The 13,495-nt window shown below is 71.8% G+C and carries 15 protein-coding genes; 7 read left to right on the top strand and 8 right to left on the bottom strand.

Annotated features, from left to right (window positions below; genetic code table 11):
• Positions 1–2: 2 nt before the first annotated feature.
• From IE237_RS35590 to hemL, 5 genes are all read right to left on the bottom strand, one after another.
• Entirely contained in the window at positions 3–740 is a 738-nt protein-coding gene (locus tag IE237_RS35590) for a cytochrome c biogenesis CcdA family protein (protein ID WP_189806312.1), read from the bottom strand.
• Between the two features lie 4 nt (positions 741–744).
• Positions 745–1,350, bottom strand: a complete 606-nt coding sequence (locus IE237_RS35585) for a TlpA family protein disulfide reductase (RefSeq protein ID WP_189806311.1) — start codon at positions 1,348–1,350, stop codon at positions 745–747.
• Positions 1,351–1,427: 77 nt separating this feature from the next.
• Positions 1,428–2,699, bottom strand: a complete 1,272-nt coding sequence (locus tag IE237_RS35580) for a polysaccharide deacetylase family protein (RefSeq protein ID WP_189806416.1) — start codon at positions 2,697–2,699, stop codon at positions 1,428–1,430.
• Between the two features lie 204 nt (positions 2,700–2,903).
• Complete coding sequence (locus tag IE237_RS35575) at positions 2,904–3,599, bottom strand: histidine phosphatase family protein (protein WP_189806310.1); 696 nt, start codon at positions 3,597–3,599, stop codon at positions 2,904–2,906.
• Entirely contained in the window at positions 3,596–4,942 is a 1,347-nt protein-coding gene (gene hemL, locus IE237_RS35570; protein ID WP_189806415.1) for a glutamate-1-semialdehyde 2,1-aminomutase, read from the bottom strand. The genes IE237_RS35575 and hemL overlap by 4 nt, the downstream gene beginning before the upstream one ends.
• A 231-nt stretch (positions 4,943–5,173) precedes the next feature.
• Here hemL and IE237_RS35565 point away from each other — a divergent pair, with 231 nt between their 5' ends.
• Positions 5,174–5,776, top strand: coding sequence for a hypothetical protein (locus tag IE237_RS35565; RefSeq protein WP_189806309.1), 603 nt, complete (start codon positions 5,174–5,176; stop codon positions 5,774–5,776).
• An 80-nt stretch (positions 5,777–5,856) separates the two neighbouring features.
• Here the strand turns inward: IE237_RS35565 and IE237_RS35560 are convergent, their stop codons facing one another.
• The gene (locus tag IE237_RS35560; protein ID WP_189806308.1) at positions 5,857–7,812 is read right to left on the bottom strand and encodes an APC family permease; all 1,956 of its coding nucleotides are present in this window, start codon (positions 7,810–7,812) and stop codon (positions 5,857–5,859) included.
• Between the two features lie 116 nt (positions 7,813–7,928).
• On the opposite strand from IE237_RS35560, the gene IE237_RS35555 reads away from it, so the two are divergent.
• Positions 7,929–8,339, top strand: a complete 411-nt coding sequence (locus IE237_RS35555; RefSeq protein WP_189806414.1) for a MerR family transcriptional regulator — start codon at positions 7,929–7,931, stop codon at positions 8,337–8,339.
• A gap of 1 nt (position 8,340) precedes the next feature.
• Here the strand turns inward: IE237_RS35555 and IE237_RS35550 are convergent, their stop codons facing one another.
• Entirely contained in the window at positions 8,341–9,177 is an 837-nt protein-coding gene (locus IE237_RS35550) for a substrate-binding domain-containing protein (protein ID WP_189806307.1), read from the bottom strand.
• A 257-nt stretch (positions 9,178–9,434) separates the two neighbouring features.
• Between IE237_RS35550 and IE237_RS35545 the strand changes: the two genes are divergently transcribed.
• The 3 genes from IE237_RS35545 to IE237_RS35535 are packed head-to-tail and all read left to right on the top strand — an operon-like array spanning position 9,435 to position 11,117.
• Positions 9,435–9,683, top strand: coding sequence for a hypothetical protein (locus IE237_RS35545; protein WP_189806306.1), 249 nt, complete (start codon positions 9,435–9,437; stop codon positions 9,681–9,683).
• 46 nt (positions 9,684–9,729) lie between these two features.
• The gene (locus IE237_RS35540; protein ID WP_189806305.1) at positions 9,730–10,584 is read left to right on the top strand and encodes a helix-turn-helix domain-containing protein; all 855 of its coding nucleotides are present in this window, start codon (positions 9,730–9,732) and stop codon (positions 10,582–10,584) included.
• A gap of 14 nt (positions 10,585–10,598) precedes the next feature.
• Positions 10,599–11,117: a GNAT family N-acetyltransferase gene (locus IE237_RS35535; protein WP_189806304.1), complete on the top strand. Its 519-nt coding sequence runs from the start codon at positions 10,599–10,601 to the stop codon at positions 11,115–11,117.
• On the opposite strand, the gene IE237_RS35530 is transcribed toward IE237_RS35535, so the two are convergent.
• Positions 11,114–11,560 (bottom strand): GNAT family N-acetyltransferase, encoded by a 447-nt coding sequence (locus IE237_RS35530; RefSeq protein ID WP_189806303.1) that lies wholly within the window; start codon positions 11,558–11,560, stop codon positions 11,114–11,116. The two genes, IE237_RS35535 and IE237_RS35530, sit on opposite strands and share 4 nt — an antisense overlap.
• Before the next feature lie 112 nt (positions 11,561–11,672).
• Here IE237_RS35530 and IE237_RS35525 point away from each other — a divergent pair, with 112 nt between their 5' ends.
• Both IE237_RS35525 and IE237_RS35520 read left to right on the top strand, forming a co-directional pair.
• Positions 11,673–12,602 carry an NmrA family NAD(P)-binding protein gene (locus IE237_RS35525; RefSeq protein ID WP_189806302.1) on the top strand — a complete coding sequence of 310 codons (930 nt, stop codon included), beginning with the start codon at positions 11,673–11,675 and terminating at the stop codon, positions 12,600–12,602.
• Positions 12,603–12,743: 141 nt separating this feature from the next.
• On the top strand, positions 12,744–13,481 hold the full coding sequence (locus IE237_RS35520; protein WP_189806301.1) for a Mut7-C RNAse domain-containing protein: 738 nt from the start codon (positions 12,744–12,746) through the stop codon (positions 13,479–13,481).
• Positions 13,482–13,495: the final 14 nt, after the last annotated feature.

Below are 13,495 nucleotides of genomic sequence, written 5' to 3'. Positions count from 1 at the left end.
ACTCAGATCCCCACCGTGAAACCGCTGGACCAGCCCTGCATCGTGGCGACCATGTCGTCCCACGCACCCGTCAGGAGCAGGAGACCGGTGACGATCATCATGCCGCCGCCGATCCGCATGACCCACACATAGTGCTTCTTCACCCAGCCGAACGCACCGAGCGCCTTGCGGAAGGCGATCGCGGCGAGCACGAACGGGACGCCGAGGCCGAGGCAGTACGCGAAGGCGAGTATCGCTCCCCGCCCGGCGCTGGCCTGCTCCAGGGCGAGGGCGTTGACGGAGGCGAGGGTCGGGCCGATGCACGGGGTCCAGCCGATGCCGAAGAGCGCGCCGAGCACCGGGGCGCCGATCAGTCCGGCGGCCGGCTTCTTGTGGAAGCGGAACTCGCGCTGCGTGAACCAGGGCATCAGGCCGGCGAAGAAGACGCCCATGAGGATCATGAGCACGCCGAGGATCGTGGTGAGCGTGTCGCTGTACTTCTGGAGGGTCGACCCGAAGTAGCCGAAGAGCGCGCCGCCGGAGACGAAGACGGCGGTGAAGCCGAGGACGAAGAGGACGGCGCCGGCGGTCATCCGGCCGCGGCGGCTCTCGGCGAGGTCTGCGCCGGTGACCCCTGTGACGTACGAGAGGTAGCCGGGGACGAGCGGGAGCACGCACGGCGAGAAGAAGGAGACCAGACCGCCGAGGACCGCGATGGGCAGGGCGAGCAGCAGGGCTCCGCTGTTGACCGTCTCGATCACGGACTCACTTCTCCTTGAGGAGAGGCTCGATCATCGACCGGAGCTTCTTCTCGTCGAGCGCCATGAGGGAACGGGCGGCGATCTTGCCCTCCTTGTCGAGGACGACGGTGGAGGGGATGCCCTGGAGGCTGAGGGTGCCCTTGGGGAAGCCGAAGAGGATCAGCTTGCCCTGCGGGTCGTAGAGGCTGGGGTAGGGCACCCCGTAGTCCTCCTCGAAGGCGATCGCGGGCTGCTTGTTGGGATCGCGGGTGTTGAGGCCGACGAATTCGACGCCCTTGCCCTGGAGGTCCTTGGCGACCTTCGCGAAGTGCGGGGCCTCGGCGCGGCAGGGGCCGCACCAGGAGCCCCAGGCGTTGAGGACGACGACCTTGCCCTTGAGGTCGGCGACGTCGAGCTGCTTGCCGTCGAGGGTCTCGCCCGCGAGCTTCCCGGTGGAGGCGCGCTCGCCCTTGGCGGCGGTGGAGATACCGCCCGTGTTGGTCACGAAGTTGGTGTTGCCACCGCCGCCGGACTTGCCGTTGTTGTCGCCGCTGCAGGCCGAGAGTGTGACGGCGGCGGTCAGCACTGCGACGGCGAGCAGGGTGCGTCGAGGGGCACGGCTAAGGCTCATGTGAAAAGTTTCGCATGGGCGTTTGGGGGATCTTGGGCACCCCCCTACGTGCCCGTAAAGCCCCTTGTCAAGATCGTCTAAGCGGCCGGGGCGGTGGCGGGCGTCGGCTTGAGGAAAGCATTCCAGCCGCCCGCGGGCTTCTGCCCGACCTCCAGGGTGCGCAGCTTCTCCAGGATCTTCGGGTCCTGGACGTCGAGCCAGTCCACGAACTGCTTGAAGGAGACGAGCCGTACGTCCTTCTTTCCGGCCATTCCCTTGAGCGCCTCCTCGACGGCGTCCATGTAGATGCCGCCGTTCCACTGCTCGAAGTGGTTGCCGATGAAGAAGGGCGCGCGATTCGACTCGTACGCGCGCGTGAAGCCGGAGAGGTACGCCTCGGCCGCCTGCTTGCGCCAGCCCGGATAGCGCGAGGGCATGCCCTTGGTCGTGTTCTTCGACTGGTTGGCGAGCATGTTGTAGTCCATCGAGAGGACTTCGAAGGAGTGCCCGGGGAAGGGCACGGCCTGCAGCGGCAGGTCCCAGATCCCCTGGCGCTTGACGGGCCAGGTCTGGCGGCCGCCGGGCGAGCTGGCGTCGTAGCGCCAGTTCAGGCGCTTGGCGGTGGGGAGCAGGTTGTCCTGGCCGAGGAGGCAGGGGGTGCGGCCGCCGACGAGCTCCTTGGAGTAGTCGAAGGGCAGCGGGTCGAGGTCGGTCCAGCCGCTGTTGGTCTTCCACTCGGTGACGAACTTCATCGCCTGGTCGATCTCGCTCTGCCACTGGGCCGGGGTCCAGTTGCCGACGGAGCCGGAGCCGCCGCAGAAGTGCCCGTTGAAGTGGGTGCCGATCTCGTGGCCTTCGAGCCAGGCCTGCCGGACGTACTTCAGGGTGTCCTTGATGTGCCCGTCGGTGAGGTAGCCGATGTCGGAGGCGCCGACGCGGTTGTTCGGCGGGCGGTAGAGGTCCTTCTTGGACTCGGGGAGGAGGTAGATCCCGGAGAGGAAGAAGGTCATCGCCGCGTCGTTGTTCTTGGCGAGTTCGAGGAAGCGCGGGAAGAGACCGTTGCCGACCTCGCCGGCGCCGTCCCAGGAGAAGATCACGAACTGGGGCGGGGTCTGGCCGGGTTCGAGCGGGACGGGCGTGTCGGGCTGGTGCGGCTGCTTGCCGGTGTCGGCGGTGGAACCGTCGCCGATGAGCCGGGCGTCGTCCTTGGTCGGGGTGGGCGTGCTCGGGTCCGCCGAGACGTCACCCCCCTTGCCGGGCCCGGAACGTCCTGGCTTGTCCTGGTCTCCGGTGCTGCATGCGGCAAGCCCCATCGCCGCGGCGGCCCCGACGCCCGCTCCGAGAAGCCCCCTTCGACTGATCCCGCTGATCCCGCGCATGACATCCCCATTCGCGCTGACGTATCACCTGAACGTCATCCAAACCGACAATGAGTGAGATGCCGGGAGGAACACGGAGGTTCCGGAAAATCGCACAAAAATTTCAGGGCGACCGGATGACATGAACATCATCATCCGATCGCCCTGAACTGTGTCGCCCGGGTGCCCCGCTGTCCAGCGGTCGGCGTGTGAGGATTACGCGCCGAAAGCCTTCGACTTGCCCTTCACCGGCTTCGCGCCCGCGAGGAGGTGCGCCGGGACGAGGTCCCGGGCCGGCTCGCTGTACCCGACCGAGACGATCTTGTCGCCGCGGTACGTGAACGAGGTCAGCGAGGCCAGCGTGCACTGCCGGCGCCGCGGGTCGTGCCAGAGCCGCCGCTTCTCGACGAAGCTGCGGACGATCCAGATCGGCAGCTGGTGGCTGACGCAGACCGCCTCGTGCCCGCGGGCCGCGTCCTTCGCCGCGTCGAGCGCGCCCATCATCCGCACGACCTGCTCGACGTACGGCTCGCCCCAGGACGGCTGGAACGGGTTCGTCAGGTGCTTCCAGTTCGCCGGCTTGCGCAGCGCCCCGTCACCGACGCCGAAGGTCTTGCCCTCGAAGACGTTCGCCGCCTCGATGAGCCGCTCGTCACTTGCCAGATCCAGACCGTGCGTCTTCGCGATCGGCGCCGCCGTCTCCTGCGCCCGCTCCAGCGGGGAGGCGACGACGTGCGTGATGTCCCGGCCGGCCAGGTGCTCGGCGACCCGGTCCGCCATCTGGCGGCCGAGCTCGGAGAGGTGGTAGCCGGGGCGCCGCCCGTACAGCACGCCGTCGGGGTTGTGGACCTCGCCGTGGCGCATCAGGTGGACGACGGTGATGTCCTCGTCCCACGTGTTCCGCTCGCTCATGCCGTGGCCTCCGCGGCGGCACGGGCCGCGGCCGGCAGGGCGGCGGCGATGCGCTCGACCGCCCGCTCGTCGTGCGCGGTCGACACGAACCAGGACTCGAACGCGGACGGCGGCAGGTAGACGCCGTCGGCCAGCATCGAGTGGAAGAAGGCGTTGAAGCGGAAGGCCTCCTGCTTCTTCGCGTCGTCGTAGTTCCGCACCTCGTCCTCGGTGAAGAAGACCGAGAACATGTTGGAGGCGGTCTGCAGCCGGTGCGCCACGCCCTCCTTGGCCAGCGCGCCCGTGACCAGGCCCTGGATCTCCTTCGAGACCGCGTTCACCTTGTCGTACGCGGCCTCGTCGAGCAGCCGCAGCTGCGCGAGCCCGGCGGCGGTGGCGACCGGGTTACCGGAGAGGGTGCCCGCCTGGTAGACCGGCCCGGCCGGCGCCAGGTGCCCCATGACGTCGGCGCGGCCGCCGAACGCGGCCGCGGGGAAGCCGCCGCCCATGACCTTGCCGAAGGTCATCAGGTCGGGCTTCACACCGTCCACGCCGTACCAGCCGGCGCGGCTCGTACGGAATCCGGTCATCACCTCGTCGGAGATGTACAGCGCGCCGTTCTCCCGGCACAGGTCCGCCAGGCCCTGGTTGAAGCCCTCCACCGGCGGGACGACGCCCATGTTGCCCGGCGAGGCCTCGGTGATCACACAGGCGATCTCGCCCGGGTGCGCGGCGAAGGCCGCCCGCACCGCGTCCAGGTCGTTGTACGGAAGCACGATCGTGTCCCCGGCCTGGGCACCGGTCACGCCGGGCGTGTCCGGGAGGCCGAAGGTGGCCAGGCCGGAGCCCGCCGCGGCGAGCAGCGCGTCCACGTGACCGTGGTAGCAGCCCGCGAACTTGACGACCTTCGCGCGCCCGGTGAAACCGCGGGCGAGGCGGATCGCGGACATCGTGGCCTCGGTGCCGGAGGAGACGAGCCGCACCTGCTCCACCGGCTCGATCCGCGCGACGATCTCCTCGCCGAGCGCGACCTCGCCCTCGCCGGGCGTGCCGAAGGAGGTGCCGCGGGCCACGGCGGCCTGCACGGCGGCGGTGACCTCGGGGTGCGCGTGGCCGAGAATCATCGGTCCCCACGAGCAGACCAGGTCGACGTACTCACGACCGTCCGCGTCGGTGAGGTACGGACCGGAACCGGACACCATGAACCGGGGCGTTCCGCCCACGGCCCGGAAGGCACGCACCGGTGAGTTCACGCCGCCGGGCGTCACGAGGGAAGCGCGGTCGAAAAGCGTCTGTGAGACTGGGGCTTCGTATGAATACGGCACTGTGATCCTGACCTGCGAGAACGACTTCGGGCACGACATCGGGAACGGAGGGACGGCGGTGAGCATCCTGTCTGTTACGCCGGGGCGCTCGCCCTCCGCGTCTGCGAAACTGGGGCGACATAGGGATGACTCACGGAATCCATGGTGTCAGAGGCCACGGCGTTCTTGCGGACAGGTGTTTCACCGTACGAACGCGGGGGAGGTCACTGACACGATGATCGGGTTGCGCGGCGGGGTCGTGTTGCCGAGAAAAAGCAGTCGGGTGGAGATATGCATCGCGGTGGCGGACCGGGCGAGGGGACGGACGACCTGGGTCCGGAGTCTGCCCGGCGGGGGAGGCACCGGCGCCGTCGGACGGAGGAACCGACCGCCGCGGAGGGCCGGCCGAGGCCGGAGCCCGCTGCGGAACCAGCCCCTGCGACCGGGGGCCGGAGCTTGGGGGTGACGTACAAGTACTTCGGTGCGCCCAACAGCGCGACGGCGGCCCAGGTCCCGATCTCGATGCGCCCGGAGGAGCTCGGCGGGGACGAGCTCGGCATGGGCGGCATGTTCACCAAGATCAAGCCCGAGACGATAGCGGCCATGGTCCTGACCGGCATCCAGGGCATGCCCCTGCACAAGGTGCCGCCGCTGGAGCTGGTGGTGCTGCACCCCGACTACGCGGTGGTGAAGCTGCCGATGACCGTGGTCGACCCGCTGCGCGGGATCGGCGAGGAGTCGGTCGGCGCCGCGGCCTTCATCTGGTCGACGGTCCCGGACCGGGGCGGCCCGCGCGACGCCTTCGACGTCTACCAGCTCCTCCACGAGTGGCAGGACTTCTCGGTCCGCCTCCACGAGGCGGGACACCAGCCGTACTGCCTGGTGTGGCCGTGAGCCTCTGACCCCGGGCCCCCGACCCGAGCCGCTGACCCGAGCCCCCGATGCGGGCGGGCGTCGCGGGCGGGCGTCGCGGGTCACGACCGCTCGGCCGCGGCCTTCGCGCGCTCGGCGGCCAGCTCGCGCGCGGACGCGAGCCGGTAGGGGACGTCGACGACCACGACGTTCTTCATGAACAGCAGACGGGTCTTGAGCCGCAGCGCGCTCTGGTTGTGCAGCGGCTGCTCCCACCAGTGCCCCACCACGTACTCGGGGATGACCACCGAGATCACCGAATCCGCCGTCCGCTCGGGCGCGTCCCGGACGTGCCGCAGGATCGGCTGGACGATCGAGCGGTACGGGGAGCTGAGCACCCGCAGCGGCACGTCGATGCCGTGCGCCTCCCAGGTCGCGCGGAGCACCTCCGCCTCCGCCGGGTCCTCGGCGACCGTGACGGCGGTGAGCGAGTCGGGGCGCAGGGTCTTCGCGTACGACAGCGCGCGGAGGCTCGGCGCGTTGACGGAGGCCACGAGGACGAGGACGTGGTGGGCGCCGAGGGTGCCGGGCCGTTCTCCGGGGCGCACGGCGACCTCGGCGGCGACGGTGTCGTAGTGCCGCCGCACCCCCCTCATCCCGGCGTAGAGCACGGGCATCGCGATGACGACCAGCCAGGCGCCGTGGGTGAACTTGGTGATGAGGACGATGACGAGGACGACCGCCGTCAGGCAGGCGCCGAAGGCGTTGATGGCGAGGCGGCGCCGGATGTTGTGGCGGTCGGCGGCCCCCGCCGGGGTGGCGAGTTCTCGCCTCCAGTGCTTGACCATGCCGGCCTGGGAAAGGGTGAAGGAGACGAAGACGCCGATGATGTACAGCTGGATGAGGCGGGTCAGCTGCGCGTCGAAGGCCACGATCAGGGCGATGGCGGCGAGCGCGAGGAGGACGATGCCGTTGGAGTAGACGAGCCGGTCGCCGCGGTGGAAGAGCTGGCGGGGCGCGTAGCGGTCGCGGCCGAGGACCGAGGCGAGCATCGGGAAGCCGTTGAAGGCGGTGTTGGCCGCCAGGACCAGGACGCCGGCGGTGACGGCCTGGAGCGCGTAGAAGAGGACGTGCCAGTCGCCGAAGGTGGCCCGGCCGATCTGGGCGAGCGCGGTGGACATCGGGGTGCCGGGGGCGAGCCCGAGCTCCGTGGGGTCCTCGGCGACATGGACCTCGTAGACCATGGCGAGCACCGTGATCCCGAAGAACATGGTCGCGGAGAGCACGCCCATGATCGCGAGCGTCATGGCCGCGTTGCGGCTCTTCGGCTTCGCGAACGCCGGCACGCCGTTGCTGACGGCCTCGACGCCGGTCAGCGCGGTGCAGCCGGAGGCGAAGGCCCGCAGGGCGAGCAGCACGAGCGCGAGACCCGAGTACGTGGAGACCTTCTCCACGGGCAGGCCCGCCGACTCGGCGCGGATCGTCGCGCCGCTCGCCATCCGGACGGCGGCGACGGCGAACATCAGGTAGATGACGCCGATGAAGGCGTACGTGGGGAGGGCGAACCAGCGCCCCGACTCGCGCACCCCGCGCAGGTTCAGCCAGGCGAGGAGCGCGACGAAGAACACCGACAGGGCCACGGCGTGCCCGTCGAGCGAGGGGACGGCGGAGGTGATCGCGGCGACCCCGGAGACGACGGAGACGGCGACGGTCATCACGTAGTCGATGAGCAGCGCGGAGGCGGCGGTGAGCGCCGCCCGCTGCCCGAGGTTCTCGACGGAGACGACATAGGCCCCGCCGCCGCCCGGGTAGGCGTAGCAGGTCTGCCGGTAGGAGGCGACGACGACCAGGAGCAGGACGACGATGCCGACCGCCGCGTACCAGGCCAGATGGAGCACGGCGAGGCCGCCGAGGGCGAGGACGAGCAGGATCTCCTCGGTGGCGTAGGCGACCGAGGAGAGCGGGTCGCTGCAGAAGACCGGCAGGGCGACCCGCTTGGGCAGCAGGGTCTCCCCGAGGCGTCCGCTGTCCAACGGACGACCTACGAGCAGGCGTTTCGCCGCACTTCCAGCTCTCATAAGTGCTGAAGTTAGGACGAATGGTATGTAATGCGCGGAAGCCGCGCCCTGTGGGGGCCCGTACGCCCCGTGGGAGTCCCCGACGAGGAAGGACCTGACGCGTGAGCGGAGTACGAATGGCCGGCCGGCCGATGCAGATCGGCGAGGTCGCCGCACGGACCGAACTGTCGCTGCGGACCATCCGGCAGTACGAGGACAGCGGCCTGGTCGTACCGTCCGCGGCCTCGCCGGGCGGTTTCCCCCTCTACACGGACGCGGACGTCTCCCGGCTGATGGTGGTCCGCCGGATGAAGCCGCTCGGCTTCACGCTCGACGAGACCCGCGAGCTCCTCACGGCCGTGGACCGGCTGGCCGCCGACCGCCCGGGCACGGACACCGGACTCGAACCGGGCGAGCGGGCCGCGCTGGTGGCCCGCGTCCGCCGCTACGAGGCCGCGGCGGCGGAGCGGGTCGCCGAACTGCGGGCCCAGCTCGCCCGCGCGGAGGAGTTCGCCGACTCCCTCCGCAACCGGCTGACGACAGCCTGACTCAGGCCGCCAGCGCCTCCGCGAGGTCGCGGAAGAAGCGGGCGTACGCGGCGGGGCTGGGCGGGGTCTCGGGGTTCCAGGGGGTGAGGCGGACCCCCGAGGGGAGCTCGTACGGCGGGGTCGCGTGCTCCCGGTCGTCGAAGAGGACGAGGTCGGGACGGAGCCCGGCGGCCCCGGCCCAGTCGCCGGTGAGCCAGTTGGCACCGGGCCCGGGGCCGGGGTCGACCAGCCGGACGCCCAGCTCGGCGAGGTGCGCCAGCTCGGGCCAGGCCTGCGGACGGGCCAGGTGCACCTGCTCGGGGCCCGCCCCGGAGAGCGCGAGCACGGCGAGCGCGGACCGGGCGGCGATGTCCCGGAGGCCGTCCTCGGCGGCGGCCAGCTCCGCGTCGGAGGCGGCCCGCACCGGCTCGGCGCCGAGGCTCGCGGCCAGCGCGGCGAAGCGGTCGAGGATCGCCGGCAGGGTGAGTTCGTTGCCGACGGAGAGCGCGGCGAGCGGGACCCCGAGCCGCTCGGCGACCGCCTCGTCGAGCGCGTACGGGCTCTTGCCGTCGTAGGTCACGTCGACGATCACGTCCGGGCGCCGCTCCCGCAGCGCCTCCTCGTCCAGGGCCCGGCCCGGTCCGAGGTACGGCACCCCGGCCGCCCGCAGGCCGCCCGCCTTGGCCGGGTCGAGCTCCGCTCCGTCATGCCCGGAGCCGTAGACGGCGACCGGCGTCACCCCCAGGTCGAGCAGCGCCGCGCCCGCCCGCACGTACGCGACCACCCGCAGCGGCACGCCCTCCGCCGCCGGCTCCGCACCTCTGTCGTCCGTGAATCGCCATGCCTGTGCTCCGGACATGCGGCTGCTCCCTCCCCGGCCGGAATCTCCCTCGTCCGTCACCTTGGAGGGGTTCCCCGGCCCGCACAAGAGGGCCTTCCGCGGGTGGCGGCCGGGGCGGGACCTTGGTCCCGGGCCCCCTGCCGAAAGTCCCCCAGGATGGTGTTAACTGAACAGGTCGGGAGGAAACAGTAGGAATCGTCAGTGCCGTCGTGCACGCGCGCGCCACCTGCCGGGGCGCGCCGGACACGGGCGGCCCTCGCGCCCTGGAGTGAGCCATGCCCTTGCCCGGCCAGTTCTCGGACCCCCGTGTGATCACGCTCTTCGGCCTGCTCGCCGTCTCGACGGTGGCGTGGCTGACGCTGAGCCTGCGCGCCCGCGCCCGCACGCGCCGCCAGGCGGCCGGCACGCCGCTGGACCGGGTCTGGCACCCGCAGGAGTCGGTGGCCCTGACGCCCGCGGAGGAGCACGCCTTCGGCCAGGTCGTCTCCCGGCTCACCCTCGGACCGGCGGGCCGTCTCCGCTGACCGCGTCGCCTTCCGGACCCTCCCGGGGGTGTCTAGCATGCGGACCATGCCCGCCTCCGATCCCCGCCCCCGCCGGGACACCCGGGGCATCGTCGACCCCGCCGAGCTGCTCTCCCGCGTCCGCTTCCGCCGGCACACCCCGGCAGCCGAGCTGCGGCCGTACCTGGAGCACTACTGGCTGATCGACTGGGAGCTGCCGGAGCCGTACGCGAGCCATCTCGTCCCTCACCCGTCGGTGAACATCGTCTTCCAGCGGTACGGGCCGCTGGGCGCCCCGGCGGAGGCGGCGAGCGCGTCGGCCGAGGTGTCGGGCGTCGGGCTCGGCCTGTTCACGCAGAAGCTGACGGACACGGGCCGGGTCTGCGGGGTGCAGTTCCGCCCCGGCGGCTTCCGGCCCTTCGCGCCCGCGTGGCCGGTGTCGGCCTGGACCGGCCGCCGGGTGCCGCTGGGGGAGGTCCTTCCGGACGGCGACGGGGTCGACTCCCCGACCGCCGTGCTCTCCCCCGACGACGACCACGCGCGCGTGGCGGCGCTCGACGCCTTCCTCCTGGCCCACGGACCGGCGCCCGACCCGGCCGCCGAGCAGGCCATGGAGCTCGTGGACCTGATCCGCTCGGACCGCACGGTCGGCAAGGTGTCGCGGCTGGCCGCCGCGAGCGGCCTGTCGGCGCGCTCGCTCCAGCGCCTGTTCGCCGGCCACGTGGGGGTCGGCCCGAAGTGGGTGATCCTGCGCTACCGGATCCACGAGGCCCTGGAACGCGCCGAGGCGGCGGGCGTCCCCGACTGGGCCGAACTCGCCGCCGAGCTGGGCTACAGCGACCAGGCCCATCTCGTACGGGACTTCACGGCGACGATCGGGGTGCCGCCGACGGCGTACGCCCGCGCGGTGTCAGTGCCCTGACCTACCGTACGGAGATGACCGACGACACGTCACAGGTACGCCTCGAACCCTGGTCCGAGGAGGACGCGGGCCTGCTGCGCGCCCTGAACGCGCCGGAGCTGATGGGCCACCTCGGCGGCCCGGAGACCGAGGAGCAGCTGGTCCGGCGGCACCGGAGGTACGTGGAGCTGAGCGCCGACGGCACGGGCGCGGGGCGCATGTTCCGGATCGTGCTGCTGCCGGAGGAGGCCGTGGTGGGCAGCATCGGCTTCTGGTCGCAGACCTGGGACGGCGAGCCCGTGTACGAGACGGGGTGGGCGGTGCTCCCCGGCTTCCAGGGCCGGGGCCTGGCGACCTCCGCCACGCGCGCGGTGGTCGCCGAGGCCCGGGCGGCGGGGCTGCACCGCCATCTGCACGCGTTCCCGTCCGCGGACAACACCGCGTCGAACGCGGTGTGCCGCAAGGCAGGCTTCGAGCTGCTCGGCGAGCGGGACTTCGAGTACCCGCCGGGGCGCCCGATGCGCTGCAACGACTGGCGGCTCGACCTCGGCTAGCCGGCGTCCGGCGTGGTGAGCGACCGGGTGAAGTGGAAGGCCACGATGTCGAAGCGCTCCCGCAGGTAGAAGCGGTGGGCGCCGTTCCGGTGGGTGCCGGAGTCCAGGTTGAGCTCGTGGCAGCCGGCCGCGCGGGCGTGGTCCTCCAGGTGGGCGACGAGGGCGTGCCCGACGCCGGTGGAGCGGTCGGCGGCGGCGGTCACCAGGTCGTCGACGTAGAGCTTGCGGAGGGAGCTGGTGTTGTTGACGATCCGCCAGCCGGCCGCGCCGACGCAGCGCCCCTCGTCCGTGTAGGCGGCGCTGAACCGCAGCCCCTCGGGGTGCCCGGCCTCGTAGACCTCGCGGAAGAGCTCCGGGGTGAGGTGGGGACGGAGCTCGGAGAGGACCGGCAGGAGGTCGCTCTCCAGCCGGGGGTCGCCGGGGGCGAGGTCGATGATCTTCATGCCGGGACGGTACCCCAGGTTTTTTCAGGGTTGACGGGCGAGGCGCCGTCACGGATATTTACCTGCACAACGCAGATGATGCGCAACGCAGTAACTCCTGAAGGGGCCCCTCATGACCGTTCTCGTCACCGGCAGCCGCGGCCGCGTCGCCTCGACCCTGCTCGATCTGCTGGCCGACGCGGGCGTGAAGACCAGGGCCGGATCCAAGAACCCCGTGGACCTGTCCCCACCCCCGGGTGTCGACACCGTGCGCTGCGATCTCGGCGATCCGGCCACCTTCGACGCCGCTCTGCGGGGCGTCGACTCCGTCTTCCTGTACGCGGAGGCCGCACATGTCGGCACCTTCGCCGACCGGGCGCGCGCCGCCGGCGTCGAGCACATCGCCCTGCTCTCCTCCAGCTCCGTCCTCGCCCCGGACGCCGCCGAGAACCCGATCGCGGCCTCCCACCTCGCGGCCGAGCGCGCCCTGACGGCCGCCGCGGAGTCCGGCGCCTTCGAGGCCACCCACCTCCAGCCCGGCGCCTTCGCCACCAACGCCCTGCAGTGGGCGGGGGCGCTCAGGAACGGCCACGGGCCGGCGCTGCCGTATCCGCACGCGTACGGCGACCCGATCCACGAGCGGGATGTCGCCGAGGCCGCCTTCGCCGTGCTGACCGAGCCGCGGCTGCGCGGCTCCTCGTACCTGCTGACGGGTCCCGAGTCGCTGGACTTCGCGGAGCAGCTGGCGATCCTGGCCGAGGTGACGGGCCGCCCCGCGCCGTACACGGCCGTCACGCCCGAGGAGTGGAAGGAATCGGTCGCCGCGTTCATGCCGGCCCGTTTCGCGGACGCCCTGCTCTCCTACTGGGCCTCCCACAACGGCCACCCGACCCCCGTGACGAGAACCATCGAAACGCTGACGGGCCACCCCGCCCGCACATTCACCACCTGGGCAAACGACCACGCGGAGAGCTTCCGCCCCGTTGCGGGCAGCCGCCCCGCCGCTGTGGGCAATCGTTCCGCTGGGGCGGAACGGGTGGGCACAACGGAACGGCGCTCATAGCCGCGCCCAGGCTCCTGCGCCTGAACCCGCACACCAGGTGCGCCGAGGGCACCCGCGCACCCGGGGGCGGAACCGGGAGGGAACCGGGGGCGGAGGCGAATTCCCTGGCCCCCCACAGCCCCCGATGCCATCCTGGTCCCCGTGAACGGACCGGAGATCCACATCAGCTTCGCCCCCGGCCTGCACCTCTTCGTCTCGACGGAGCGTCGCCAGGGCCGCACCCCGCTGACCACCGACGGCACCTCGTCGCTCGGCCACGTCGTGGAGTCGCTGGGCGTGCCGCTCACCGAGGCCGGGCGGCTCCTGGTCGACGGGCGCCCCGTCGACGCCTCGCACGTCCCCGGCGCGGGCGAGAGCATCGAGGTGGAGGACGTCGTCCGCCCGCAGCCGGTGCCGGGCGCGCCGCTCCGGTTCCTGCTCGACGTGCACCTCGGCACGCTGGCCCGGCGCCTGCGCCTGCTCGGCGTGGACGCGGCGTACGAGAGCGAGGACATCGGCGACCCCGCCCTGGCCGCGCTCTCCGCGCGGGAGCGGCGCGTGATGCTGTCGCGGGACCGCGGTCTGCTGCGCCGCCGCGAACTGTGGGCGGGTGCCTACATCTACAGCGACCGGCCGGACGACCAGCTCCGTGACGTACTGGAGCGATTCGCGCCGCCGCTCGCGCCCTGGACCCGCTGCACGGCGTGCAACGGGGAGCTGAGCGACGCCGACAAGGACACGGTGCGCGAGCAGCTGGAGCAAGGCACGGAGAAGACGTACGACGTGTTCGCCCGGTGCGTGGAGTGCGGCCGGGTCTACTGGCGCGGCGCGCACCACGCGCGCCTGGAGGCGATCGTCTCCGACGCGGTGAAGGAGTTCGGCGGGGCCGCGGCCCGCTAGGGCCTGTCTTCCGG

It is taken from the genome of Streptomyces tanashiensis (assembly GCF_014648895.1).
Taxonomy (GTDB): domain Bacteria; phylum Actinomycetota; class Actinomycetes; order Streptomycetales; family Streptomycetaceae; genus Streptomyces; species Streptomyces tanashiensis.
This window is presented reverse-complemented; position numbering and strand designations above follow the sequence as displayed.

What these genes read in the sequence shown, in the direction of transcription:
- IE237_RS35585 (WP_189806311.1), bottom strand. Translation starts at nt 1,350, where the DNA reads ATGAGCCTTAGCCGTGCCCCTCGACGCACCCTGCTCGCCGTCGCAGTG.
- IE237_RS35575 (WP_189806310.1), bottom strand. Translation starts at nt 3,599, where the DNA reads ATGAGCGAGCGGAACACGTGGGACGAGGACATCACCGTCGTCCACCTG.
- hemL (WP_189806415.1), bottom strand. Translation starts at nt 4,942, where the DNA reads ATGTCGTGCCCGAAGTCGTTCTCGCAGGTCAGGATCACAGTGCCGTAT.
- IE237_RS35565 (WP_189806309.1), top strand. Translation starts at nt 5,174, where the DNA reads ATGCATCGCGGTGGCGGACCGGGCGAGGGGACGGACGACCTGGGTCCG.
- IE237_RS35560 (WP_189806308.1), bottom strand. Translation starts at nt 7,812, where the DNA reads ATGAGAGCTGGAAGTGCGGCGAAACGCCTGCTCGTAGGTCGTCCGTTG.
- IE237_RS35555 (WP_189806414.1), top strand. Translation starts at nt 7,929, where the DNA reads ATGGCCGGCCGGCCGATGCAGATCGGCGAGGTCGCCGCACGGACCGAA.
- IE237_RS35550 (WP_189806307.1), bottom strand. Translation starts at nt 9,177, where the DNA reads ATGTCCGGAGCACAGGCATGGCGATTCACGGACGACAGAGGTGCGGAG.
- IE237_RS35545 (WP_189806306.1), top strand. Translation starts at nt 9,435, where the DNA reads ATGCCCTTGCCCGGCCAGTTCTCGGACCCCCGTGTGATCACGCTCTTC.
- IE237_RS35540 (WP_189806305.1), top strand. Translation starts at nt 9,730, where the DNA reads ATGCCCGCCTCCGATCCCCGCCCCCGCCGGGACACCCGGGGCATCGTC.
- IE237_RS35535 (WP_189806304.1), top strand. Translation starts at nt 10,599, where the DNA reads ATGACCGACGACACGTCACAGGTACGCCTCGAACCCTGGTCCGAGGAG.
- IE237_RS35530 (WP_189806303.1), bottom strand. Translation starts at nt 11,560, where the DNA reads ATGAAGATCATCGACCTCGCCCCCGGCGACCCCCGGCTGGAGAGCGAC.
- IE237_RS35525 (WP_189806302.1), top strand. Translation starts at nt 11,673, where the DNA reads ATGACCGTTCTCGTCACCGGCAGCCGCGGCCGCGTCGCCTCGACCCTG.